Genomic DNA, 24011 nt, shown 5'->3' with positions numbered 1-24011 from the left:
TCACCGGTTCAGGTTCACACCAGGGCGGCGGCCTCCGCGAGGGAGAGGCCACCGCCCTCGGCGTACGCGGCGTCGAACGCCGCCCCGCCGAGCAGTTCGCGGAGTCGGGCCGCGGTGCGGTCGTACGCCCGCTGCTCCACCTGCGGGCGCAGATGCCCCTCCGGCATCAGGGCCACCGAGGCGCCCAGGCAGCGGGCGGCGTCCACGGCGCGGGCCCCGTCGTCGGCGAGGGCCAGGGCGAGCGCCGCGACCGTGAGGCAGACGGTCGGCATCTGCGGGACGACGACCTCGCACAGCGGGTCACCGGCCAGCTCCAGGGCGCGGCGGACCGCGTGCAGCGAGCGTTCCGTGTGACCTTCCTCGGCGTCCAGCCAGCCTTCCTGGGCGAGGATCATGGCGTCGAAGACGACGAACCGGGAGAGCGTGAACTCATCCCGCAGCAGGCTGAGTTGTTCGCGCGCTCCGGCGGTCCTCCCGGTGGCGAGGAGCCAGGACGCCAGATGGAGCCGGGCCACGGGCATGGCTTCGCTGTGCCTGCCGTCCAGCTCGTGGACGACGTCGCGCAGCAGTCGTTCGCCGCGCTCCTCCTCCCCCGCCTCCATGAGCACGTTGCCGAGGCGGGCGCCGAGGACGGCCAGCTGGGCGCGGGCGCCGAGGTGTTCGGCGTGCGCCATGGCGTCCTCGTAGTCGGCGGCGGCCTCGTGGTACCTGCCCTTGCGCTCATGGGCCTCGCCGCGCGCGGACAGCGCCTCGGCCAGCCCCCAGTCGTCGCCGAGGCGCCGGTAGATCTCCAGCGCCTCATCCGCGTCGCGGGTGGCGTCGCCCGCCCAGGTGGCGCGGTTGGCGAGCAGGTTGGCGCGGGTCTGGAGGGCGCCGGCCAGTTCCCACTCGTAGCCCGGGGTCTCCCGGCAGGTGCGTACGGTGGCGTCGGTGATCTCGGGCAGCCTGGCGACACCGTGCACGAGCATCTCCGCGAACCACCAGAGCATGCCGGGTGAGCGGCAGGTCTGGGGCAGGCCGGGGCGGTAGACCTCGGTGACGGCGGCCAGTTTGTCCCGTGCCGCCGGGTTCTGCCACCCCTCCGTGTCGATGTCCATGCAGGCCAGATGGGCGAGGTGCAGTCCGCGCCGGGCCTCGGTCAGGTCCTCCCCGGTCAGCGGGGGAGGGGCGTCGGTGCTGCGCGTCCACACCGGCTCGGCGGGCGCGGGCGGCTCCGCGAACGGGTCGGGGCCGAGCGCCATGACCTCCTCGCACCACGCCCGTACCTCCAGGCGCTGGTCCCGCATCTGCCAGTACCAGACCAGGGACAGCACCATGCACAGCCCCTCCTGCTCGTCGCGCAGGTCGACGGCGTGCCGCAGCGCGGTGCGCAGGTTCTCGTACTCCAGCTGGATGCGGTCGATCGCCTCGCGCTGACGCGGGCCGCGCAGCAACGGGTCGGTGGTGCGGGCGAGTTCGCGGTAGTAGGTGAGGTGGGCGCGCTCGACGGCGGCGCGCTCACCGCTCTCGTCCAGCCGGTCGGCGGCGTACTCGGCGACGGTCTCCAGCAGCCGGTAGCGCATCCCGGAGCCGGCCGAAGGGGCGGCCACCAGCAGGGACTTGTCGACGAGGGAGCCGAGGGCGTCCAGCGCGACGGGACCGCAGACGGCCTCGGCGGCGGCCAGGTCGCAGCCGCCCGCGAACACCGACAGCCTGCCAAGGACATCGCGTTCGTCGGAGTCGAGCAGGTCCCAGGACCAGTCGACCACGGCGCGCAGGGTCTGCTGGCGGGGCAGTACGGTGCGGCTGCCGGAGGTGAGCAGCCGGAACCGGTTGTCCAGCCGGTCCGCGATCTGGCGCGGGGTCAGCACGCGCAGCCGGGCAGCCGCCAGCTCGATGGCCAGGGGCAGGCCGTCCAGGCGGTGGCAGATCTCGGCGCACGCGTCCGGGTCGTCGGCCACCGTGAAGCCGGGGCGGGCTGCCGCGCCGCGGTGACCGAGCAGCCGCAGCGCGACCGGCTCGGGCAGCGGCTCGACGGGCCTGAGCAACTCCCCCGGTACGCCCAGGGGTTCGCGGCTGGTGGCGAGGACGGTGAGGCGCGGGCAGTCGGCCAGCAGGCGTTCGGCGAGGCGGGCGGCGGCGTCCACGACGTGCTCGCAGTTGTCCAGGATGATCAGCATCCGGCGCCGCCCGCAGTGCTCCACCAGCCGCTCGACGGGGTCGCCCCAGCGGTCGGAGGCGGCGCGCACGCCCTCGACGCCCGCGCCGTGCAGCACGGTCTCGCGGGCGCCGATGGCGGTGAGCACGGCCTGCGGTACGGCGTCGGGGTCGTCCACGGGCGCGAGTTCGGCGAGCCAGGCGCCGTCGGGCGCGGTGTCCCGGACCGCTTCGGCGGCCTCGATCGAGAGCCGGGTCTTGCCCGCGCCGCCGGGGCCGAGCAGGGTGACCAGCCGGGAGGCGGCGAGGTCGGCGCCGATGGCGGCGATGTCGGGCTCCCGGCCGACGAAGGAGGTCAGCCGGGCGGGCAGGTTGCCCGGCGCGGTCCGGGGCGCGGCCGGGGCCGGGGCCGGCTGCACCGGACCGGGCCCGCCGCCGGCCAGCAGCTCGGCGTGCAGGGCGCGCAGCTCGCCGCCGGGGTCGGCGCCCAGCCGGTCGGCCAGCAGCCGCCGTACCTCCTCGTACGCGGCCAGCGCCTGGGCGGTGCGGCCGGTGTCGCGCAGGGCGCGCAGCCTGAGGGCCTGCAGGGGTTCGTCCAGGGGGTGCTCGTCGCACAGGGCGGCCAGCTCGGGCAGGGCGGCCTCGGCCTGCCCGAGGGCGAGCGCGGCGGTGTGCCGGGCGCGCAGCGCGTCCAGCCGGCGGGTCTCCCAGCGGGCCGCGTCGGCGGTGCGGTCGGGCAGGTCGGCGAGGACCGGACCGCGCCACAGGGCGAGGGCGTCGTCCAGGAGGACGGCGGCCTTGGCCGGGTCGGCGTCGGCGAGGGCGCGCAGGCCGTCGGCGATGAGCCGGTCGAAGCGGGCGAGGTCCACGTCGTCGGAGGCGACGGTGAGCCGGTAGCCGCCGTCCGCGGAGGCGACCGCGCCGGCCCCGAGCACCCGGCGCAGCCGCCCGACCAGTGCCTGCAGGGCGCCCTGCGCGTCGGCGGGCGGCTCGGCGCCCCACACCTCGTCGACCAGCACCCCGGCCGGTACGGTCCGTCCCGCCCGCAGCGCGAGCACCGTCAGCAGCGCGCGCAGCCGCGCCCCGCCGACGGGGACGCTGGTGCCGTCCGGACGGAGAGCCTGGGTGGTGCCGAGTAGCCGATAGCGCACGGGGTCCATTGTCCCTGGGGACGCGGCCGGGGCGCCTCCGGGTTTCGGTGAGGCGGGTGCGGACCGGAACCAGGGGGCGGGACCGGGACGTTCCCTTCACATCACCGGTACGGTCGACCCTCGACACCCCGGCACGCCGAGCGGCCCGGCGCCCCCGGCACCCTCGGCACCCCAAGCAGTCAGGAGCCCCATGACCACCGCCCTCTCCCGTACCGGCGACCGCCGGATCAGTCCCGTGTTCGCCGGCATCGTGGCCATCGCGGCGGTGACCGGGTGGGCGACCTGGACGGGGTTCGCGGCGCAGCCGGGGCTCGCGGTGTTCCTGTTCGTGACGGCCGCGTGGATCGTCTCGCTGTGTCTGCACGAGTACGCGCACGCCCGTACCGCCCTGCACAGCGGGGACATCTCGATAGGGGCCAAGGGCTATCTGACGCTGAACCCGCTGAAGTACACGCACGCCCTGCTGAGCGTCGTCCTGCCGGTGCTGTTCGTGATCATGGGCGGGATCGGTCTGCCCGGCGGCGCGGTCTTCATCGAGCGGAACCGGATCAGGGGCCGCTGGCGGCACAGCCTGATCTCGGCGGCGGGCCCGCTGACGAACGTGCTGTTCGCGGCGGTGTGCACGGCGCCGTTCTGGCTGCACGCGCTGGACGGCGTCCCGCGCGACTTCCGGTACGCGCTGGCGTTCCTCGCCCTGCTCCAGGTCACCGCGGCTGTCCTGAACTTCCTGCCGGTGCCGGGTCTGGACGGCTACGGGGTGATCGAGCCCTGGCTGTCGGACGGGATCAAGCGGCAGGTGGAGCCGATCGCCCCGTTCGGTCTGCTGATCGTGTTCGCGCTGCTGTGGGTGCCCTCGGTCAACCAGGCGTTCTTCGACGTGATCTACACCCTGCTGAGCGCGCTGGGCGTGGACGGCGCCTTCTCGGACTGCGGCTCCTACCTGTACCGTTTCTGGTCCGAGACCCCGCAGGTGTGCTCGGTCATCCCGTGACGGAACCGCTGCCCGTGCCGGAACCGCTGCCGGTGCCGGACCTGCCCCGGCCGCGCTTGACGTAGAGGAACGTCATGTTGGACGTCAGGCCCGCCAGCAGCACCCAGATGATCCCCAGCCAGCTGCCCTGGACGAAGGACACGACGGCAGCGGCCACGGCGAGCACGCAGACGGCGAGGGTGACGAGGGCGATGCGGGGCATGGGGCCGGCTCCTGTCGGGGGACACTGCTACTCGACCAGTGTCCCCCATCGGGCCCGGGTGCCGTCACACGTCGGTGACGCGCAGCCCGGCGTGCGCCTTGTAGCGGCGGTTGGTGGAGATCAGGTTGGCGACGAGCCCCTCGACCTGGTGGGCGTTGCGCAGCCGCCCGGCGAAGACACCCCGCATGCCGGGGATGCGGCCGGCGAGGGCCTGCACGAGGTCGGTGTCGGCGCGCCTGTCGCCGAGGACCATCACGTCGGTGTCGATCTCGCCGATCTCCGGGTCCTCCAGGAGGACGGCGGAGAGGTGGTGGAAGGCGGCGGTGACGCGGGAGTCCGGGAGCAGGGCGGCGGCCTGCTGGGCGGCGCTGCCCTCCTCCACGGTGAGCGCGTAGGCGCCCTGCTTGTCGAAGCCGAGCGGGTTGACGCAGTCGACGACGAGCTTGCCGGCGAGGTCCTCGCGGAGCGACTTCAGGGTGTCGGCGTGGCCTTCCCACGGCACGGCGACGATCACGATGTCGCTGCGGCGCGCGGTCTCGGCGTTGTCGGCGCCCTCGACACCGTGGCCCAGCTCCCCGGCGGCGGTGTGCGCCCGCTCGGCCGACCGCGAGCCGACGATCACCCGCTGCCCGGCCTTGGCGAGCCGGTAGGCGAGGCCCTTGCCCTGCGGCCCGGTGCCGCCGATCACGCCGACGGTCAGCCCGGAGACGTCGGGCAGGTCCCAGGGGTCCTTGGCGGGGGCCTTCGCGGGGTCCTTGGCAGAACCGGTACCGCTCTGCTGTGCGCTGTCGCTGGAGGTCATGGGCCGACTCTACGTCCGCCGGGCGGACGTACCCGGTGAGGATGGGCCGCGTCGCGCGGTACCCGCAGGGGTGAACCGCGCGTGAACTGCGGTGCGGGAGTGACCGGTTGCGGCAGGATGCGGCCGCATGGACGCCGTACGGGTCGCGCTGCTGCGCGAAGTGCTCGCCGGGACCGAGTGGTTGGGAGCGACACGGAGGTTCGCGGGGGTGCTGCGCGGCTCGGTGACCGCGCACGGCGGCGGACTGCTGCTGGCGGGCACCGAGGCCTACGAGCCCTGGCACCTGGCCGCGCACCTGGTGGACGAGGCGGCCTGGTCCGGCACGCCCGAGCTGGCCCCCACCCTGGTCCGGCACCACGCCCGCCCCGGTGACCCGGCGCAGCTGGCGGTGGGACCCGGCCGGATCGCGGAGGCCCGGCGCGGCGAGACCCTGCTCGTGGTGGCGCCGGAGGAGCCGGCCGAGCTGCTGGAGCGGGTGCACACCGCGCGCCGGGCCGGGGTGACGGTACTGGCGCTGGGGGCGGGCGGCGGGGAGCTGGCGGCGATGGCGCACGAGACGCTGGCGGTGCCGGACGGCGCGGAGCTGGACCTGGACAGTGTGCAGCACCTGGTCAGCGCGGCGGCCGGGGAGAACGCGGGCCCGCCGAGGGCCCGCCGGGGCTTCCGGGACCGGCTGTCCCGGCTCGCGGAGACCCTGACGGCGCCTCCCGCCGCGCCCTGGTGAGGAGCCCGGAGCCGCCCCTGCGGCGGGGCAGCGCCAGGTCAGTCCTTGTCGGACTCTCCGGCCGGGGTGTCGTGCCAGCGCGGGTCGTTCTCCCACTCGCGGTTGCGCTCGTCGGCGGTGTCCATCGCGTGGCGCGCCTCGTCCGGGGAGGCGTAGGGGCCGAAACGGTCCTTGCCGGGACAGTCGGGGCCCTCCTCGACCTTCTTGTGCTCCAGGCAGTAGTACCACTCGCCCGGCTTGCCCTGGGTGCGCTTCTTGAACACGGACATCAACGGCTCCTCTCGCCACCCACATGTTCCCCCATGCCCGCTGGTTAGACTCGCTGGCATGTCTGGCCAGTCACTGCTCGTACCAGGGGAACTCTCCCCCACCCGCCCGGTGCCCGGGAACATCCGGCGCCCGGAGTATGTCGGAAAACCCGCCCCCACCCCGTACACCGGTCCGGAGGTGCAGAACGCGGAGACCGTCGAGGCGATGCGCGTCGCCGGCCGGATCGCCGCGCGGGCGATGGCGGAGGCGGCGAAGATCATCGCCCCCGGTGTCACCACGGACCAGTTGGACAAGGTCGCGCACGACTACATGTGCGACCACGGCGCCTACCCGTCCACCCTCGGTTACCGGGGCTTCCCGAAGTCGCTGTGCACCTCGGTGAACGAGGTCATCTGCCACGGCATCCCGGACTCGACGGTGCTCCGGGACGGCGACATCGTCAACCTGGACGTGACCGCGTACATCGGCGGGGTGCACGGCGACAACAACGCCACCTATCTCGTGGGCGAGGTGGACGACGAGTCCCGGCTGCTGGTGGAGCGCACGCGTGAGACGCTGAACCGGGCGATCAAGGCGGTCAGGCCGGGCCGGCAGCTCAACATCATCGGCCGGGTCATCGAGTCCTACGCCAAGCGCTTCGGCTACGGCGTGGTGCGGGACTTCACCGGGCACGGCATCAACTCGTCGTTCCACTCCGGGCTGATCGTCCCGCACTACGACTCCCCGCACGCCACCACGGTCATCCAGCCCGGCATGACCTTCACCATCGAGCCGATGCTGACGCTCGGCACCCACGAGTACGACATGTGGGACGACGGCTGGACCGTGCTGACCAAGGACCGCAAGCGCACTGCCCAGTTCGAGCACACCCTCGTGGTGACGGACACCGGCGCGGACATCCTGACCCTTCCCTGAGCCGTCAGCGCTCCAGCACGACCCGGCCGCCGACCTCCACCCAGCCGTGCGGCTGGGGGGCGGTGAGGAGCTGGGAGCCGCGGCCCTGGGTGATGTTGAGGGCGCGGCCGAGGCGGTCGGTGAGGAGCAGGGCGGCAGCGCCGGTCGCCTCGTCCTCGGTGATGCCCCCGGTGCGAGCACCGGCTCCACTGGAGCGGCTGTCGCCGCGCTCATCGACGCGGCCGGGAAAGGCGCGGGCCCGCACCCGGCCCGCGGCCTCGTCCTCCCAGGCCCAGGCATAGAGCCACTCGCCGGGCGGGGGGACGTCGAGGGCGTCGACCTCGGCGGCGCTCGCGTACTGGCGCAGGGTGCGCGGCGGGGCCCACTCGGCGCGGGCCTCGATCCAGGTGAACTCGCCGTCCAGCCGGGTGCCGACCTCCCCGGCGGGCGTGACCAGTTCGGGCACGTCCAGCAGCCAGGCGGTGCCGACGCAGGGGTGCCCGGCGAAGGGCAGCCGGGAGCCGGGGGTGTAGATGTCGATCACTCCGCGCTCGGGGTCGTCCACGAACACGGTCTCGCTGAAGCCGAGCCGGGCGGCGAGCGCCTGCCGGTCGTCCCGCGCGGGTACCCGCGAGCCGTCGCGGACGACGCCCAGCTCGTTCCCGTAGCCGCCCGAGGGGCCGCAGAAGACCCGGAGTACGTCGTAGTCAGTCACCGGTGCATTGAAGCATCGTGACCGCTTGGGGTGCTCTTTGCCTTTGCTTGGGATCGTTTTTGCAATGCTGACATCAAGTCGTGTCTGTGATCTTTTCGTGCGGCCCGAATCCGGCAGGGGGCCGGGACGGGCAGACTAAGGGTCGGGTAAGTTAGGCAAGCCTCACCAAAATGAACGGGCGGGTTCATTCCGCCTCGACCGCATGGAGCCCGTTATGCGAGCCGTCCGTCCGATCGCGATCGCCGCCACCGCGGCTGCCGCGCTGACCGCCCTGTCGGCGTGCACCGCCAAGAGCGACGCCAAGGACGGCGACGCCATCCGGGTCACCGCGGCGGACACCAAGTGCGACACCTCCGCCAAGTCCGTGCCGGCCGGCCAGGTCACGCTGAAGATCGAGAACAAGGGCTCGCGCGCCACCGAGGTCGAGATCGTCTTCCCGGACGACCGGATCGTCTCCGAGAAGGAGAACATCGGGCCGGGCACCAAGTACACGCTGACCGCCGAGGTGAAGGCGGGCTCGTACGAGATCGCCTGCCGGCCCGGCATGAAGGGCCACGGCGTCCGGCAGAAGCTGGACGTGACCGGCTCGGGCAAGGCCGCGAAGCGGAACCCGGCGCTGGACGCGGCGGTCGCGGGATACCGCCAGTACGCGCAGGACCAGGCCGACGAGACGGTCCCGCTGGCCGAGACGTTCGCCAAGGCCGTCCAGGCCGGTGACCTCGCCGCCGCGAAGAAGGCGTACGCGCCCTCCCGTCTCGGCTGGGAGCGCACCGAGCCGGTGGCCGAGTCCTTCGGCGACATCGACCCCCTGGTCGACACCCGTGCCGACGGTCTGGAGGACGGCCAGAAGTGGACCGGCTGGCACCGGCTGGAGAAGTCCCTCTGGCAGGACGGGAAGATCGGCGCCGAGGACAAGAAGCTCGCCGCGCAGTTGATGACCGACCTCAAGGACTGGCAGCAGCGCGTCGGCAAGGCCGAGATCACCCCGACCTCGATGGCCAACGGCGCCAAGGAGCTGCTGGACGAGGTCGCGACCGGCAAGGTCACCGGCGAGGAGGACCGCTACTCGCACACCGACCTGGTCGACTTCAAGGGCAACGTCGAGGGCGCGCAGAAGGCGTACGAGCTGCTGAAGCCGGCCGCCGCCAAGAACGACGCGGCGCTCACCGGCGAGCTGGACAAGCAGTTCGCGGCGCTGGACAAGCTGCTGGACAAGTACCGCCCCGCGCAGGACTCCTACGACTTCGTCTCCTACGACAAGGTCGGCAAGGACCAGCGCAAGGAGCTGTCCGACGCGGTGAACGCGCTGGCCGAGCCGCTCTCCAAGCTCGCGGCCGCGGTCGTCAAGTAGGCAGTCGAAAAGGTCGGGCAGGTCGAGCAGGTACGGGAGCGGACGGACGATGACCGAGAACGAGCGCGGCGGACCCTCGCGGCGTGCGCTGATCGGCTGGGGCGGTGCCGGGCTCGCGCTCGGCGCCGCGGCGGCGGGCGGCGGTGTGGCGCTGTCGGACGGCCGGCTGGACCCGGCGCCGGGCGGTACGGGCGGCGCCGCCGTGGAGTTCCACGGCAGCCACCAGGCGGGCATCGCGACCCCGGTGCAGGACCGGCTGCACTTCGCCGCGTTCGACGTGAAGACGGACGACCGCGCCGAGTTCGTCCAGCTGCTGAAGGACTGGACGGCGGCGGCCCGGCTGATGACTGCGGGGAAGCCGGTCGGCGAGGGCGCGTACGGCGGGCTCGCCGAGGCCCCGCCGGACGACACCGGCGAGGCGCTGGGGCTGAGCCCCTCCCGGCTGACGCTCACCCTGGGCTTCGGGCCCTCGCTCTTCGAGCGGTTCGGGCTCGCGGACCGGCGGCCGGCCGCGCTGGCGGACCTGCCGAAGTTCCCCGGCGACAACCTCGACGGCTCCCGTACCGGGGGCGACCTCTGTGTGCAGGCGTGCGCGGACGATCCGCAGGTGGCGGTGCACGCCATCCGCAATCTGGCCCGCGTCGGCTTCGGCAAGGTCGCCGTGCGCTGGTCCCAGCTGGGGTTCGGCAAGACCTCCTCGACCACGCCGGACGCCCAGACCCCGCGCAACCTGATGGGCTTCAAGGACGGCACCCGCAACATCGCCGGCACCGAGACCGCCCGGCTGGACCGGCACGTCTGGGTGTCCGGGTCGGACGAGGACGCCAAGTCGGCCTGGATGACCGGCGGTTCGTATCTGGTGGCCCGGCGCATCCGGATGAACATCGAGACCTGGGACCGGACCTCGCTCCAGGAGCAGGAGGACGTGTTCGGCCGGGACAAGGGCGAGGGCGCGCCGGCCGGCAAGGCGAAGGAGCACGACGCGCCGTTCCTGAAGGCGATGAAGCCGGACGCCCATGTGCGGCTCGCCCACCCCGACTCCAACGACGGGACCACCATCCTGCGCCGGGGCTACTCCTTCACCGACGGCACGGACGGGCTCGGCCGCCTGGACGCGGGCCTGTTCTTCCTGGCCTACCAGCGTGACGTGCGCGAGGGGTTCATCCCGCTCCAGCGCCGGCTCTCCGCGCACGACGCGCTCAACGAGTACATCCAGCACGTGGGTTCGGCGGTCTTCGCGGTCCCGCCCGGTGTCCGTGACTCCGCCGACTGGTGGGGCCGGGCGCTGTTCTCCAAGGAGGCGTAGTCCGTGTTCTCCAACTACCTGATCGGTCTGCGCGAGGGTCTTGAGGCGTCGCTCGTCGTCTGCATCCTGATCGCCTATCTGGTCAAGACCGGCCGCCGGGAGGCGTTGAAGCCGATCTGGACCGGCATCGCCATCGCGGTGGCGCTCGCGCTGGGCTTCGGCTGCGCGCTGGAGTTCGGCTCGCAGGAGCTGACGTTCCAGGCCCAGGAGGCGCTGGGCGGCTCGCTGTCCATCGTCGCGGTGTGCCTGGTGACGTGGATGGTGTTCTGGATGCGGCGCACCGCCCGGCATCTCAGGTCCGAGCTGCACGGCCGTCTCGACGCCGCCCTCGCCATGGGCACGGGCGCGCTGGTCGCGACCGCGTTCCTGGCCGTGGGCCGGGAGGGGCTGGAGACCGCGCTGTTCGTCTGGGCGTCGGTGCACGCGGCGAGCGACGGCACCCCGCGCCCGCTGATCGGCGTCGCCCTCGGCATCGCCACGGCGGTGCTGCTGGGCTGGCTGTTCTACCGGGGCGCGCTGCGCATCAACCTGGCGAAGTTCTTCACCTGGACCGGCGGGATGCTGGTCGTCGTCGCGGCGGGCGTGCTGGCGTACGGCGTGCACGACCTCCAGGAGGCCGGCTGGGTACCGGGGCTGACGGACCTGGCCTTCGACATCAGCGACACGATCCCGCCGGACAGCTGGTACGGGACGCTCCTCAAGGGCGTGTTCAACTTCCAGCCGGACCCGACGGTCGTGCAGATCACGGTCTGGCTGCTGTATGTGGTGCCGGTGCTCACCCTGTTCCTGCTCCCCTCCCGTCTCCCGGGCCGCACCGTCGAGGCGGCCACCGCCGGCTCGGCGGAGTAGACGCCTCGGGGGGGGGGTCGGGCCTCTCCGCCTCCCGGTAGGGTTCGCCTCCGGGAAGGGGAAGGTGAAGCCGCCTCATGAGCAGGGATCGCAGCGGCCGCGGGCTACGCGGCCGGAACCGGAGGTCACTCATAGCGGCCTCGCTGACCGCTTGGACGCTGACGGCCGGCGGCTGTGTCGTCGTGCACGGCGAGCGGGAGATGCTGCCCGCCGCCTCCCGCGGCGAGGCCGCCCGCGCGCTGACGGGGTTCACGGACGCCTACAACAGGGCCGACCGGGCCTTCGACGGCTCCCTGGACGCCGGGCATGTCACCGGGGCGTTCGCCGCGATCGACTCCGCCCGGCTGAGGGCGGGCCACGCCAACAACCCGGGCGGCAACGCCCGGCACACCCCGCTGACCCTGACCGACGCGAAGTTCACGATCCCGAAGAAGCCGGGCTGGCCCCGCTGGTTCGTCGCGGACGCCGAGGGCAGCAGGGGCGGCGGCGCGCGCTGGCTGATGGTGTTCCTCCGCCGGGGGCTCGACGAGCCGTGGCGGGTGTCCTACGTGACACTGGTCCCGCCCGCCCAGGTGCCGGGGTTCCGCCTCGACGCGGGCGGCTGGGCCGAGGCGGTGCCCGCCGGCTCCACCGGTGAGGCGGTCCCGCCTGGCGAGCTGAGCGCGCGGTACGCGGCGTACTTGCGGGTCGGCGGGAAGACGTTCGCCGACGGCCCCGGCACCAGCGGCTGGCGTGCGGTCCGCGCCCGGCAGGCGCGCAGGCCGGGGCTGGTGCGGCAGTACGTCGACGAGCCGCTGATCCGTGACGACTTCGCGCCGCTGGCGCTGCGCACCACGGACGGCGGGGCGCTGGTCTTCTTCGCCTCGCGGCACTTCGAGAAGCGGACGGCTGCCGCCGGGACTTCGGTGGCCGTACCGAACCAGGACGTACGGGCGCTGACCAAGGGCGAGGTGAAGCAGTCCCTGACCCTGGAGTTCATCTCCGACCAGGCCGCGCTCGATCCCGCCGGCGGGGGGCCGGTGTCGGTGCTGGGGCGGGTACAGGGGCTCACGGCGGCGCAGGGCGGGTAGAGCGGGCCCGCGGCCGGGTGCGGTTCCGCTCAGCGGCGGGAGGGCCAGGCCGTGCCGGCGTGGTGGTCGGGCTCGGTGCCGGCGTGCTTGGCGCAGGCGTCGGTGAGGGACTCCAGCAGGGTCAGGGGCTCCGGCAGCGCGTGTTCCGGGCCGCGTACCCAGCGCACTCCGCGGTCGGTGTCGCCGGGGAGGCGGGCGGGGGGTACGAGGACGTAGGAGCCCCGGCAGTGCCAGCGCAGGCCGGGGTGCTCGTCCATGGTCTCGGGGTGGCAGTCCAGTTCGCAGGGCCACCACTCGTTCTCGTCCTCGGGGGTGCCGCGGGTCCGGGTGAAGAACAGCATGCGGCCGTCGTCGCTCTCGGCGACCGGGCCGACCTCGACGCCTTCGCCGAGGAGCCGGCCGAGGGCGGCCCGCCCGGCGTCGAGGGGCACGTCGAGGACGTCGTGGGTCATGCCGGTGGCGGTGACGAAGTTGGCCTCGGGCTGGTCGCGGGCCCATCGCTCGATCTGGGCGCGGTCGGTGGTCGACTGGGTCTGCCAGGCGAAGGACACCGGGTGCCGGGCCGGGGTGGGACAGCCGACGCGGTCGCAGGAACAGCCGTAACCGGGGGCGGGATACGCGGCGGGCGCGAGCGGCAGCCCGGCCCGCGCGGTGGCGAGCAGCAGCGGCTCCCGGCCGCCGTCAGCGGCAAGTTCCTCCTTGGGACGCCGTCCACGCAGCCACTGGGAGATCCTGCCCCGCCGGCCGGACCGGCCGCCGAACGTCGCGCTCATCTGTCCCCTCGCCTCGCTGTGGTGCGGACAGCATGCCTCATCGTCCCACCTCCCCGCGCCCCGGGGAGCCCGAGCGCGGATATGAGGGAACTCGGCGAGAGGCGGCCCGTGCCGGAACTCTCCGTACCCTCGCCGGAGACGTGGACGAAGGTCAGCGCGGGGCTCGCCGCACCGAGGGTGTGGCCAGGGGTGACGCGACCCCGGCCGGCCGGCGGGGGGACGGCGAGGCGGGCCGGTCGTCGCCCGGCGGGGGCCAGGCGTCGCCCCACCCGGCGTCGCGGGCCGCCTTGTACAGCTCGCCGTGCCGCTTGGTGACGGTCGTCCGCCGCAGCCGCTCGTCCGCCTCGCAGAGATCGAGCAGCACCTGCCCCTTACGGAGCTGCGGGCGCCGGACGACACGGGCCGGGGCCGGGTCGGCGGGCAGCCGGGTGGCGGCGACGTAGCTGAACTTCTCGTCCTCGTACGCCAGTGAGCCGCCCTTGACCTGGCGGTGCAGCGAGGATCGGCTGACCCGCGCGGCGAAGTGGCACCAGTCGGCGCCGGGCACGATCGGGCACGGCGCGCTGTGCGGGCAGGGCGCGGCGATCCGGAACCCGGCCGCGATCAGCCGGTCGCGGGCCTCGATGATCCGCTCGTACCCCGCCGGGGTGCCCGCCTCCACGAGGACGACGGACCTCGCGGCACCGGCGGCGGCGCCGACGAGGGCGGCGCGGTCGGGCCCGGACAGCTCGTTGAGGACGTAGGACACGGTGACCAGGTCGGTGGGCGGCAGCTCCAGCGCGGAGCCGATACGGGCCCGCCGCCACTCGGCGCCGCGCAGCGCGGGGTGCGCCCCGGCGATCTCCCGGCCGAGGGCGAGCGCGGGCTCGGCCCAGTCCAGCACGGTGACCGGGCGTTCCCCGTCCCAGGTGGCGGCCACGGCCCAGGTCGCGGCGCCCGTCCCGCCCCCGATGTCCACATGGCTGCCGGGCGCCCACCCGGGCACCGCGTCCGCGAACGCCCCGAGCGCGGAGCGCACCGCCTCGAACGTCGCGGGCATCCGGTACGCGGCGTAGGCCGCCACATCGGCGCGGTCCCGCAGGATCGGCGCGTTCGTCGGGGTGTCTCCCCGGTAGTTGGCGATGAGCCGCTCGACGGCGGACGCCGCCTGCCTGGGCGGCAACCCGTCCAGCACCCCGGCGAGGGTGGAGCGGAGGGTGTCGGCGGTGGGGGTGGGGGCGTTCACCCGCTGATTCTCTCAGGTGCGGGCAGGGGTACCCCGGCCTTCGCCGCTCAGGCGTCCCGTACCGCCTTGGCCAGGCGGCTCGCCAGGGCCGCTCGGGGGTGGCTGTCGGCCGGGCGGCGTACCGGGTGGACCGTGTTGGCGAGGAGGACGAGGAAGGTGTCCGTCGCCGGGTCCAGGACCAGGGAGGTGCCGGTGAAGCCGGTGTGGCCGGCGGCGCCCTGCCCGGACAGGGTGCCCATGAACCACGGCTGGTCGACGGCGAAGCCGAGGCCGGGCGGGGTGAGGAGGAGTTCCACGAAGTCGGGGCCGAGGACGCGGGCGGGCCCGTACGAGCCGCCCGCGAGCAGGGCGCGGCAGAAGACGGCGAGGTCTGGGCCGGTGGAGAACAGGCCCGCGTGGCCGGCGACGCCGCCGAGCGCCCAGGCGTTCTCGTCGTGGACGGCACCCCGCAGCATCCCCCGGTCCGCCTTGGCCCAGGGCCTGCGCTGGTCCTCGGTGGCCGCCGCCTCGGGGCGCGGTCCGTAGGAGGTGGCCGTCATGCCCAGCGGGCGGGTGATGCCGTCGGCGATCAGTACGTCCAGGGTCCGCCCGGTGATCCGCTCCAGCACGAACTGCAGGAGGAGCATGCCGAGGTCGGAGTACAGGTACTCCCCCGGCTTCGACGTGGGAGGCTCCGCGCGGAGCCGGGCCAGGCGGGCGGCGGTGCCGGGGTGGTCGTACAGCGGGAGTTCGGGCGCGAGTCCCGCGGTGTGGGTGAGCAACTGCCGTACGGTGACGCCGTGTTCGGAGGCCCCGGTGAACTCGGGCAGGTACGCGCCCACGCGGGCGTCTATCCCGAGGGTGCCCCGCTCGATCTGCTGGAGCGCCGCGACGGACGTGAACAGCTTGGTGAGCGAGGCCAGGTCGAAGGGGGTGTCGAGGGTGACGGGTACCCGGTCGGCGGGCGGGAGTTCGACGCCGGCGTGGGTCTCGGGGTCCCAGGAGGCGTACCTCACGGCCCAGCCGGACGCCTCGGCGACGGCGATCACCGGGCCGCGCCCGGCCACCGCGACGGCCCCGGCGGCCCAGGGGTGCGCTCCGGCGGTGAGGGCGTGCAGGTCGTCGGTGAGACGGGCCAGCCCGGCGGGGTCGAGCCCGGCCCGTTCGGGGGTGCCGTGACGGAGCCTCGGTGCGCTCAGTGGTCTCCTCCTTCTGGTCCCTCCGGGCCCGCGCCCGCCTGCCAGGGACGGCACAGTCCCATGAAGCAGGCGCTCGCCACGAGCGCGGCGGCCAGTTGGACGACGGCCATCGGGACGGCGGTGCCCTCCCCGGCGATCCCGACGAGCGGGGAGGCGACGGCGCCGATGAGGAAGGAGGTCGTACCGATCAGCGCGGAGGCGGAGCCGGCGGCGTGCCGGGTGCGCAGCAGGGCGAGGGCCTGGGTGTTGGGCATGGTGAAGCCCATCGCCGACATCAGCGCGAACAGCGCGGCGGCGACGGGCGCGAGCCCCGCCTCGCCGAACACCCCGGTGGCCATCAGCAGCAGCGCGCCGGCCGCCAGCACGATCACCGCGAGGCCGAAGCCGAGCACCCGGTCCAGCCGGACCCGGCCCACCAGCAGCTTGCCGTTGATCTGCCCGGCGACGACCAGGCCGACCGAGTTGAGCCCGAAGAGCAGGCTGAAGGTCTGCGGGGAGGCGCCGTAGACCTCCTGGACGACGAACGGGGACGCCGAGACGTAGGCGAACAGCGCGGCGAAGGCGAAGCCGCCGGTGAGGAGGAAGCCGGTGAAGGGCAGGTCGGCGAGGAGGCCGCGCATGGTGCGCAGGGACTCCTTCACGCCGCCCCGGTGCCGTTCGGCGGGCGGCAGCGTCTCGGGCAGCCGCAGCCAGACCAGCGCGGTGAGCACGGCCCCGATGCCGGTGAGCACGACGAACACGCCCCGCCAGTCGGTCACCCGGAGGATCTGCCCGCCGATCAGCGGGGCGACGATCGGGGCGACCCCGGATATCAGCATCAGGGTGGAGAAGAAGCGGGCCATGGCGACCCCGTCGTAGAGGTCGCGTACGACGGCACGCGCGATGACGATCCCGGCCGCGCCCGCGAGGCCCTGCGCCAGCCGGAGGGCGACCAGCGTCTCGACGGTGGGCGCGAACGCGCACAGGGCGGTGGCGACGAGGTACACGGCGAGCCCGGTGAGCAGCGGGCGCCGCCGTCCCCACCGGTCGCTCATCGGCCCGACGACCAGTTGCCCGAGCGCCATCCCGGCCAGACAGGCGGTGAGGGTGAGCTGCACGGTGGCGGCGGGCGCGTGCAGGGTCCGGGTGACCTCCGGCAGCGAGGGCAGGTACATGTCCATCGCCAGCGGTGTGGTGGCGGTGAGCGCCCCGAGCAGGAAGGTGACGAGCACCCCGCGCGGCAGCTCCGCGACTCGCGCGACCCCTGGAGCGGCCGCCACCCCCGGAGCCGTCACGACATCCCGCTCACCCATGCAACCCCTCCCAGCCGGACGCCCCGGACGACGACCCCCATGGTCTCAGCTCCGGGGTGGTGCGGGGGACGGGTGTACGAAGGTCGCCGACGGTGGGGCGGTGGAGCGGGCCTCGGGGGTGCCTCGTCCGTGTCCCCGTCCGTCGCGTGACCGGCGTCACCCGGGCCGGCACCCCGGAGGCGTCAGCGACGGTGACGGCCGCCCTGCTGGGGGGCGGCTTCGGCGGGGGATTCCGGCGCACGGGGGCGGCGGCGGCCACCCGGCGGGGGCACCGTCTCGGCGGAGGTTTCCGCCGCCCGAGCCCGGCGGCGGCCGTCCGGCGCTGCGGCGGAAGCCGGGGTTCGCCAGCCCGGCGCGGGCGAACAGCATGAGGTCGTACGCGGAGGAGAGCTGGCCGGGGTGGTCGAAGCCGTCCGGGCTGACCACATGGGTGTCGAGGGCGTGCAGATACTCGGCCCTGGCCTATATCTCGGCGACCGTGCGGGCGACACCGCCGTTCAGGTGGGCCGGCACATGTACGGCGTCGTTGCCGGAGCGCAGGAACACGCCCTGCCAGACTGCTCGACGGTGTAGGTGGTGCCGGGGCGGATGCCGACGAGGCTGGACCCGGACGGTATGCCGGCGAGGTCGGCGTCGGTGACCCGGTACCGCCGCTCCGGGGCGAACTTGGGCAGCACGGTGTCCGCGAACAGCATCTTCAGCGTGGACGCGGGCGCGAGCCGCCGGTGCGCGTCGCGGGCGGCGAGCACCTCACCGGTGTCCCGGTCGGCGACGAGCCACGCCTGGGCGGTGAGCTTCCCCGGCAGTCCGGCCGCGCGCACCTGGACCCCGCCGAGGCCGAGCCGTTCTCCGCCGACGACGCCCACTCCGGCGGCTCTCGCCCCGGCGGCTCTCGCCCCGGCGGCGGAGGCGGGGGCGGTCAGGGGGACGGCGGCGGCCGCGAGACCGAGCAGGGCACGTCGGCTGAGCGGGGAACATTCACGCACCCGGGGACCGTACACCGGTCCCGACCTGCCCTTACCGGAGGGAGGTGGTTCAGGGACAGGACTTTGCGGTCCGATGAGACTCAGCTGGTCCGGGCCTGGTACGCCGCTATGCCTGGCCCGTCTCGAACCGCGAGATCCGCCCGTCGTCGGCCACGGTGAACGTCCACCGGGTGCGCATCTCGCCCCAGGTGTCGTTGCGGTACCGGGCGACGAGCGCGCGGCCGCCCCGGGACTCGTTGTCGACCTCCAGGTGGCCGTGGGAGGAGAAGATCTCCTGGTCGATCCAGACGGCGAGGTCGCGGTCGGCGCCCTCGTCGGCCATCGTGGCGCCGGGCGCGAGGAGGGACAGGAAGCCTTCGCGGTCATGGGAGTTGACGGCGTGCACGAAGGCGCGGACGGCCGGGTCGCGCAGCTTGGCGGGCTGAATCGTCATGGCGTCAGGCTCACACCGCTGCCCGCACCCCGCCACCGGACGTCCGCCACCCGGACGCCCGTGCCGGGAGGCCGGACGGGGTACCCGGTGCGACGGTGGAGGCGAGGGAAAGGGAGTCATCATGACCTGTTACGACCGACGCGATGTGGGCCTGCTGCTGCTCCGGCTGAGTACCGGCGGGGTGCTGGCCGCGCACGGCGCGCAGAAGCTGTTCGGCTGGTTCGGCGGGCACGGGCTGGAGGGCACCGGCCAGTTCATGGAGTCCGTGGGATTCGCCCCGGGCAGGGTGAGCGCGACGGCGGCGGGCGCGGCGGAGGCGGGCGGCGGCGTCCTGCTCGCCCTGGGCCTCGCGACCCCCGCGGCGGGCGCGGCGGCGGCCGGCGCGATGGCGGGGGCGGCGGCGCTGCACCTCCCCAACGGCTTCTTCGCCCAGGAGGGCGGCTACGAGTTCGCCGCGAGCCTCGGCCTGGCCGCGGCGGGCCTCGCCGTGGCAGGCCCCGGCCACCTCTCCCTGGACCACGCCTTCGGTCATGCCCTCGACCGCGGCTGGATGGTCCCGGCCGCCCTAGGAGTCACGGCGGCGGCCACGGCGCTCGTCATCGGCGCCCGGAACCGACGGCTGCGGGAGACGGTGATCACGGAGCAGGAGGTGCTGTTCGAGGAGTAGAGCCCCGGCCGGCGGCGGGCCGGAGGGGGGGTACGACAGACGAGTCGGGCTGTACGCCGGGTATTCCTGAGCACCCTTGTGACCTGCGTTTTTGCGAGCCGTATCGGTTGTGACCTGCTAGGACGGGTTGCATAGGCGATCGGAGGCAGTCAGAGGAAACCGCTCTGATTCGACCCGGGTTGGACCCGAGCTGCTCGGAGCCAGCCAGGGGCGGCCGCCCCCACATCGGGATCCGGCCGCCCCTCCCACCGGCTGTGACCGAGCAGCCGGGCCAACTGCACGCTCGAGATGCACACTTCGGCGTTCGAGCGACAGTCCGGTTATCGAAACGGCAAGTCACCACCTGGGCGGAACAACCGTCACCGGCCCTCGCAGGAGCGCGACTCCAAGCGTGTTGTGCTGCGCGGACACCCCTCGAACTGCTACCCGCGCGCTAGCCTCACAGGAACCAGCGCAGAAGACCATGCCGAGGACGCTGACACAGCCTTCGGGAGCGAAGATGCCCTCGCCCAGTTCCGGGGTGAGCGTCAGGCGCGGCTCGCGGGCGACGATGGTCTGGGACCAGCCGAAGCCGATGCGGTCCTCGTCGTCCGCCGGGCGCCAGCGCCGGCGGAAGACGTTCAGTTCGCCGCCCTCCTTGGGCAGGCTGATGTAGCAGTTGAACCCGAGCTGGGCGATCGGGGTGTGGTCGAAGACGCCAGGGAACTCGCGGACCACCTCGTCGAAGTGCATCCGCGGATCGCCCTTCAGCTCGCGCACCATCCCTGCGAACAGGCTCCGCCCGCCCACGGTCGCCCGGCTGACCGGCCCATTCCAAGCCTCGGCGATCTGTGCGAGCAGCGTATCCATCGGGTCGTCGGCGCCCGTCGCGTTCGCCCACTGCTCCTCCGCCTTGCGGGCGTCCTGCCAGTACTCCGGACGCAGTTGGCCGTCCAGGTAGTAGTCGTAGACCGCCGGGCCGAATTTGGCGATCGGCGGCCAGATGTGCCGCTCGTCCTAGGTGCTGAACTCGGTACCGTCCAGCTGCGCGGTGATCCGCTCGCAGAGTTCCGGCGTGAGCATGTCCGGTACCCGGACCGTGCCGAGGGTGCCCGCCGCAAGCCGCAGCAGAGCATCGCGGCTCAGCGGGGAGGCGGTCTCGGCGTCGAAGAGCGGATCGACCTGTTGGACGACTTTGGTATTACGGATGAGATGGTCGGCGTCGGTCGGCTTCAATGCACGTCGCCTTCAACTGCGTCCGGCGTGGACCGGCTCCGGTGGCCGGTGCGGCCACCACGGGCCTTCATCCTCACGATGCCTCCTCGACAGTCCGTTGGACGATCCCCCTGTCGCCTTGAGGACATTCTGGGACGGGGCAAAGGTGCAGGAGACAAACCGGTTGTCCCGCCGGGCTCAAGCCCCGGACGGAACCGTGGATGTCCATGAGCCTCAAAAAGACGTTGCTGTCACAACGGGCGGCCGGCCTCGCCCCACTGTCCGTGGGCCGCCTGGCGGCGACCGCGCGTGAGCGGGGCGCCGTGGACTTGGCCAGTGGAGTGCCCCTTGGAAACCCTCCGGAGGCCGTCCTCACGGCGGCCACGGCCGCGATGCGCGCGGGCCGCAACCAATACGCTCCCGCTGCCGGAAGCCCGCAGCTGCGTGCCGTAGTCGCCGAGCGCCTCAGCCGCGACAGGGCAGTGGTCGTGGACCCCGAACATGAGGTCACCATCACCAGCGGTGCCACCGAGGGGGTGCTGGCGGCGCTCCTGGCCTGTGTCGACCCGGGCGACGAAGTCCTCGTACCGGAGCCCTGGTTCGAGTCCTACCCGGGTGCTGTCCGGCTCGTTGGCGCGGTGCCCCGCCCGGTGCCGCTGACCCTCGGCGACTGGCGGCTCGACACCGACGTCATCCGCGCCGCGATTACCCCGCGCACCCGGGCGATCCTCCTCAACACGCCGCACAACCCCACCGGCCGTGTCTTCTCCGCCGCTGAAATCGCCGCGCTCATGGAGATCTGCGTCCGGCGAGACATCGTCTGTATCACCGACGAGGTATACGACAGCTTCGTCTTCGGTCGATGCGAGATGACCTCGCCGCTGGACCTGCCGTCGGCGCGTGAGCACGTGGTTGCGGTCGGCAGCTTCTCCAAGTCCCTGCAGATGTCCGGCTGGCGGCTTGGGTATTGTGTGGCGCCGCCCGCGCTCTCCGCGGGGCTGCGCCGGGTGGTTGAGCGCACGACGGTGTGCGCCCCCACGCCGCTGCAGGAGGGTGCCGCGGCTGTGAGCGCCGCGAGTTCGGGCGCGGAGAACTTCCGGGCGACCCGGGATGCGATGGTCGAGCGGCTTGCCGGGGCCGGTCTGGAGCTGTTCCACCCGGAGGGCGGCTGGTTCGTGTGGTCGCGAATCGACCGGGTCACCCCGCTGCCCGCAGCTGAATTCGCCGTCCGGCTGCTCGACGAGGCGGGGGTTCTGGTGGCGCCGGGCCCCGCCTTCTTCGACGATCCGCGGGACGGCAGTAGGTGGATTCGTACATCGTTCATCCGGGACCCCGAGATCATGGACCAAGGTATGAAGAGGTTGGAGAACTTCCTGCGCACCGCGGCGTGGTGACGCGCGGGCGCCCCTCATTCCTAGTGCTTCCCTGGACGGACCGCATGACCCAGTACAAACCCGACGACGATCGAGAGATGTGGTCGGCGCTCGGCGCACTGAGCGGCGCCGCCGCCGTCATCGGGATCTCCTTCGGCGCGATTGCAGTCGCCTCCGGTGTGCCGGGCTGGCTTGCGATAGCCATGTCGGTGTTCATTCACGCCGGTGGAGCCCAGTTCCTGTCCGTCGGGCTGCTGGCCGTGGGCAACCCGGTCGCGGCGGTGGTCGGCGGGCTACTGCTGAACGCCCGTCATCTTCCCTTCGGTCTCGCCCTTCGTGACACCTGGTGGGCCCGGATCGCAGGGAGCCAGCTCATCAGCGACGAGTCGGTGGCGTTCGCGCTGAGCCGACCCGACGGGCCGGCGCGCCGCCGCGCCTTCTGGGCCTGCGGCATCGCGCTCACCTTCGCCTGGGACGGCGGCACGGCTGTCGGCGTACTCCTTGCGGGCAGCGTCGGCGATCCGAACACCTCAGGCCTGGACACCGCGTTCCCTGCCGGCCTGCTCGCCCTCGTCCTGCCCTCCCTGCGCGACCGCACCACCCGTGACGCCGCCCTGGTCGGCTCCGCCCTGGCCCTGCTCACCACTCCGCTGCTGCCCGCCGGTATGCCGCTGATGCTTTCCCTGCTCGCGCTCGCCCTCCCCGCCCTGACCCGCCGGGTCGCCACGACTCGGTGCCGAACGCCGGCGAGGAGGGCCTCCGATGATGATGGTTCTCGCCGTCGCCGCACTGTCCGTCGGCACGTATCTGACGCGCTTGACCGGCCCGTTGCTGCACCACCGGTTGACGCTGCCTGCGGCTGTCGTACGCCTGCTGCCCATCATGGCCGCCGTCCCACTCACCGCGCTGTGCGTCACTGGCGCGCTGACCGAGGCTGGATCCTTCGCCGGGTGGGCTCGGCTCGCCGGGGTCGCCGTCGCTCTGGTCCTTGCCCTTCGCCGTACCTCCTTCGCGGTCATCGTGGTCGCGGCGGCGGGCACCACAGCCCTGTTACGGCTGTCTGGTATTTCCTGACCCCCTGACACGGAACCGATCAAGCTTTGATCAGTCAGCGATCAAGCTTCGAGTAAACGCCGCTGTCACCATAGCCACACGCAAAGTGACAACTTCAGCGGAGAGTCCACACACCCCCTTACTCAGGAGACCCCCATGCCTCTCGCCACCTACCGTCTGGGTGACCTGCCCCTGGAGAGCGGAGAGATCCTGCGCGACGCGCAGATCACCTACGCCCTGCACGGACAGCTGGCCCCCGACCGGCGCAATGTCGTCTTGTGCCCCACCTTCTTCGGCGGCGACCACACCGGTTATGACTGGCTCATCGGCAGCGGGCGGCCGCTGGATACCGACCGCTACTGCGTTGTCGTACCGGGGCTGTTCGGTAACGGCTTCTCCAGTTCCCCGAGCAACCATCCGAGCGGCTCCCGGTTCCCTGCGATTTCGTCCCGGGACAATGTCGCTGCCCAGCACCAGTTGGTCGCTGAGGAGTTGGGCGCTGCCGAGGTGGCGCTGGTAACCGGGTGGTCGATGGGGGCGATGCACGCCTACCAGTGGGCGGTGTCCTATCCGCAGCTGGTAGCCCGGCTCGCACCGATCTGTGGCTCCGCCACGACCAGCGAGGCCACCCGAGTCTTCCTCTCCGCGCTCGGCTCTGCGCTGCGCGGCGACGGGCCCCCGAAGCAGCGGCTGCGCGCGGCCGCCCGGGTTTTCGCCGGCTGGGCGGCCTCCCATGAGTTCTGGGCGGAGCGGCTCTACCGGGAGCTGGGCTTCGCGGACCGGGACGCCTATCTCACCGGCTTCTGGGACGCCTTCTTCACCAGCCGGAACGTCGAGGACCTGCTGGTCATGGTCGGCACTTGGGAGCGTAGCGACGTCGGCGCGACCCCTGGGTATGGCAGGAGCGCGCGGAAGGCGCTCGAAGCCGTGCGGGCGGACACAGTGTCGCTGCCCGGTCTGCGCGACCAGTGCTTCTCACCCCGGGACGAGGCCGCGACGGCCCGGGTAGTGCCCCGCTCTGCACTGAGCGTGATTCCCGGTGTCTGGGGCCACCTCGCGGGCTCGGGGGCAACGGCACCGGACCGCGACTTCGTCGCCAGCGCCCTCAGGCGCCTGCTGGAGCGCACCCAGGTAGCCACCGGACCGTCGTGACTCTCCTGCCTCCACTTTCCGGAAGACTCGTCGCCCGGAAGCCGCCTTCCGCCACTCGGCCTTGCCGGGAGTAAGCGACTCGAAAGCCCGCCCCCAGGAATTCCGTATCCCGAAACCCTTCCTCCAGTGAACCCGCATCCTGAAGTCCCCCAAAGCCTGCTAAGGAAGCCCGACGGGCATTCCCTGTTCCCACACAGCACGCTGCCCTCCACGCCCCCCACCGG

General features: G+C 73.0%; 23 protein-coding genes and 2 pseudogenes. 12 read left to right on the top strand and 13 right to left on the bottom strand.

Annotated features, from left to right (window positions below):
• Window positions 1-14: 14 nt before the first annotated feature.
• Entirely contained in the window at window positions 15-3296 is a 3282-nt protein-coding gene (locus tag ACFWN1_RS01920; protein WP_384357116.1) for a BTAD domain-containing putative transcriptional regulator, read from the bottom strand.
• 181 nt (window positions 3297-3477) lie between these two features.
• On the opposite strand from ACFWN1_RS01920, the gene ACFWN1_RS01915 reads away from it, so the two are divergent.
• The gene (locus tag ACFWN1_RS01915) at window positions 3478-4278 is read left to right on the top strand and encodes a site-2 protease family protein (RefSeq protein ID WP_384357114.1); all 801 of its coding nucleotides are present in this window, start codon (window positions 3478-3480) and stop codon (window positions 4276-4278) included.
• On the opposite strand, the gene ACFWN1_RS01910 is transcribed toward ACFWN1_RS01915, so the two are convergent.
• Both ACFWN1_RS01910 and npdG read right to left on the bottom strand, forming a co-directional pair.
• Entirely contained in the window at window positions 4268-4480 is a 213-nt protein-coding gene (locus ACFWN1_RS01910; protein WP_384357112.1) for a hypothetical protein, read from the bottom strand. The genes ACFWN1_RS01915 and ACFWN1_RS01910 overlap by 11 nt on opposite strands.
• 64 nt (window positions 4481-4544) lie before the next feature.
• The gene (gene npdG, locus ACFWN1_RS01905) at window positions 4545-5282 is read right to left on the bottom strand and encodes an NADPH-dependent F420 reductase (RefSeq protein WP_384357110.1); all 738 of its coding nucleotides are present in this window, start codon (window positions 5280-5282) and stop codon (window positions 4545-4547) included.
• Between the two features lie 127 nt (window positions 5283-5409).
• On the opposite strand from npdG, the gene ACFWN1_RS01900 reads away from it, so the two are divergent.
• Window positions 5410-6006 (top strand): hypothetical protein, encoded by a 597-nt coding sequence (locus tag ACFWN1_RS01900; RefSeq protein WP_384357108.1) that lies wholly within the window; start codon window positions 5410-5412, stop codon window positions 6004-6006.
• A 38-nt stretch (window positions 6007-6044) separates the two neighbouring features.
• Here the strand turns inward: ACFWN1_RS01900 and ACFWN1_RS01895 are convergent, their stop codons facing one another.
• Entirely contained in the window at window positions 6045-6275 is a 231-nt protein-coding gene (locus tag ACFWN1_RS01895) for a hypothetical protein (protein ID WP_384357106.1), read from the bottom strand.
• A gap of 58 nt (window positions 6276-6333) precedes the next feature.
• Here ACFWN1_RS01895 and map point away from each other — a divergent pair, with 58 nt between their 5' ends.
• Window positions 6334-7191, top strand: coding sequence for a type I methionyl aminopeptidase (map, locus tag ACFWN1_RS01890; RefSeq protein ID WP_384357104.1), 858 nt, complete (start codon window positions 6334-6336; stop codon window positions 7189-7191).
• A 4-nt stretch (window positions 7192-7195) separates the two neighbouring features.
• Here the strand turns inward: map and ACFWN1_RS01885 are convergent, their stop codons facing one another.
• On the bottom strand, window positions 7196-7885 hold the full coding sequence (locus ACFWN1_RS01885; protein ID WP_384357102.1) for a PhzF family phenazine biosynthesis protein: 690 nt from the start codon (window positions 7883-7885) through the stop codon (window positions 7196-7198).
• Window positions 7886-8099: 214 nt separating this feature from the next.
• Here ACFWN1_RS01885 and efeO point away from each other — a divergent pair, with 214 nt between their 5' ends.
• The 4 genes from efeO (at window position 8100) to ACFWN1_RS01865 (ending at window position 12461) form a co-directional block, all read left to right on the top strand.
• Window positions 8100-9236 (top strand): iron uptake system protein EfeO, encoded by a 1137-nt coding sequence (gene efeO / locus ACFWN1_RS01880; protein WP_384357100.1) that lies wholly within the window; start codon window positions 8100-8102, stop codon window positions 9234-9236.
• Between the two features lie 49 nt (window positions 9237-9285).
• Window positions 9286-10542 carry an iron uptake transporter deferrochelatase/peroxidase subunit gene (gene efeB / locus ACFWN1_RS01875; protein WP_384357098.1) on the top strand — a complete coding sequence of 419 codons (1257 nt, stop codon included), beginning with the start codon at window positions 9286-9288 and terminating at the stop codon, window positions 10540-10542.
• 3 nt (window positions 10543-10545) lie between these two features.
• Window positions 10546-11391 carry an iron uptake transporter permease EfeU gene (gene efeU, locus ACFWN1_RS01870; RefSeq protein ID WP_384357096.1) on the top strand — a complete coding sequence of 282 codons (846 nt, stop codon included), beginning with the start codon at window positions 10546-10548 and terminating at the stop codon, window positions 11389-11391.
• Between the two features lie 77 nt (window positions 11392-11468).
• Window positions 11469-12461 carry a hypothetical protein gene (locus tag ACFWN1_RS01865; RefSeq protein ID WP_384357094.1) on the top strand — a complete coding sequence of 331 codons (993 nt, stop codon included), beginning with the start codon at window positions 11469-11471 and terminating at the stop codon, window positions 12459-12461.
• A 29-nt stretch (window positions 12462-12490) separates the two neighbouring features.
• Here the strand turns inward: ACFWN1_RS01865 and ACFWN1_RS01860 are convergent, their stop codons facing one another.
• The 6 genes and pseudogenes from ACFWN1_RS01860 to ACFWN1_RS01835 form a co-directional block, all read right to left on the bottom strand.
• Window positions 12491-13234 carry a bifunctional DNA primase/polymerase gene (locus ACFWN1_RS01860; RefSeq protein ID WP_384357092.1) on the bottom strand — a complete coding sequence of 248 codons (744 nt, stop codon included), beginning with the start codon at window positions 13232-13234 and terminating at the stop codon, window positions 12491-12493.
• Between the two features lie 151 nt (window positions 13235-13385).
• Window positions 13386-14459 (bottom strand): small ribosomal subunit Rsm22 family protein, encoded by a 1074-nt coding sequence (locus ACFWN1_RS01855; protein WP_384357090.1) that lies wholly within the window; start codon window positions 14457-14459, stop codon window positions 13386-13388.
• Between the two features lie 47 nt (window positions 14460-14506).
• Entirely contained in the window at window positions 14507-15691 is a 1185-nt protein-coding gene (locus ACFWN1_RS01850; protein WP_384357088.1) for a serine hydrolase domain-containing protein, read from the bottom strand.
• Window positions 15634-16929 carry a multidrug effflux MFS transporter gene (locus ACFWN1_RS01845; RefSeq protein WP_384357086.1) on the bottom strand — a complete coding sequence of 432 codons (1296 nt, stop codon included), beginning with the start codon at window positions 16927-16929 and terminating at the stop codon, window positions 15634-15636. Before ACFWN1_RS01845 ends, ACFWN1_RS01850 begins: the two co-directional genes overlap by 58 nt.
• 315 nt (window positions 16930-17244) lie before the next feature.
• Window positions 17245-17915 (bottom strand): annotated as a pseudogene (locus ACFWN1_RS01840) (D-alanyl-D-alanine carboxypeptidase family protein); the annotation flags it as partial.
• A gap of 106 nt (window positions 17916-18021) precedes the next feature.
• Window positions 18022-18348 (bottom strand): nuclear transport factor 2 family protein, encoded by a 327-nt coding sequence (locus ACFWN1_RS01835; protein ID WP_384357084.1) that lies wholly within the window; start codon window positions 18346-18348, stop codon window positions 18022-18024.
• A gap of 121 nt (window positions 18349-18469) precedes the next feature.
• Between ACFWN1_RS01835 and ACFWN1_RS01830 the strand changes: the two genes are divergently transcribed.
• Window positions 18470-19015 (top strand): DoxX family membrane protein, encoded by a 546-nt coding sequence (locus ACFWN1_RS01830; RefSeq protein WP_384357082.1) that lies wholly within the window; start codon window positions 18470-18472, stop codon window positions 19013-19015.
• Window positions 19016-19351: 336 nt separating this feature from the next.
• Here the strand turns inward: ACFWN1_RS01830 and ACFWN1_RS01825 are convergent, their stop codons facing one another.
• Both ACFWN1_RS01825 and ACFWN1_RS01820 read right to left on the bottom strand, forming a co-directional pair.
• Window positions 19352-19864 carry a hypothetical protein gene (locus ACFWN1_RS01825; protein WP_384357079.1) on the bottom strand — a complete coding sequence of 171 codons (513 nt, stop codon included), beginning with the start codon at window positions 19862-19864 and terminating at the stop codon, window positions 19352-19354.
• Between the two features lie 147 nt (window positions 19865-20011).
• Entirely contained in the window at window positions 20012-20230 is a 219-nt protein-coding gene (locus ACFWN1_RS01820) for a hypothetical protein (protein WP_384357076.1), read from the bottom strand.
• Between the two features lie 200 nt (window positions 20231-20430).
• Here ACFWN1_RS01820 and ACFWN1_RS01815 point away from each other — a divergent pair, with 200 nt between their 5' ends.
• The 4 genes and pseudogenes from ACFWN1_RS01815 to ACFWN1_RS01800 all read left to right on the top strand — a co-directional run bounded on the left by ACFWN1_RS01815 (window position 20431) and on the right by ACFWN1_RS01800 (window position 23787).
• Window positions 20431-21603 carry a pyridoxal phosphate-dependent aminotransferase gene (locus tag ACFWN1_RS01815; protein ID WP_384357073.1) on the top strand — a complete coding sequence of 391 codons (1173 nt, stop codon included), beginning with the start codon at window positions 20431-20433 and terminating at the stop codon, window positions 21601-21603.
• A 44-nt stretch (window positions 21604-21647) separates the two neighbouring features.
• Window positions 21648-22079 (top strand): annotated as a pseudogene (locus tag ACFWN1_RS01810) (AzlC family ABC transporter permease); the annotation flags it as partial.
• A gap of 265 nt (window positions 22080-22344) precedes the next feature.
• The gene (locus ACFWN1_RS01805) at window positions 22345-22656 is read left to right on the top strand and encodes an AzlD domain-containing protein (protein ID WP_384357192.1); all 312 of its coding nucleotides are present in this window, start codon (window positions 22345-22347) and stop codon (window positions 22654-22656) included.
• Between the two features lie 135 nt (window positions 22657-22791).
• Window positions 22792-23787: an alpha/beta fold hydrolase gene (locus ACFWN1_RS01800; RefSeq protein ID WP_384357070.1), complete on the top strand. Its 996-nt coding sequence runs from the start codon at window positions 22792-22794 to the stop codon at window positions 23785-23787.
• The last annotated feature ends 224 nt before the right edge of the window (window positions 23788-24011 follow it).

The sequence above is a fragment of the Streptomyces sp. NPDC058459 genome (genome assembly GCF_042721685.1).
In the GTDB taxonomy this organism is placed as follows: Bacteria; Actinomycetota; Actinomycetes; order Streptomycetales; family Streptomycetaceae; genus Streptomyces.
The sequence above is the reverse complement of the archived record's forward strand: the minus strand, read 5'-3'. Positions and strand labels throughout refer to the sequence as shown.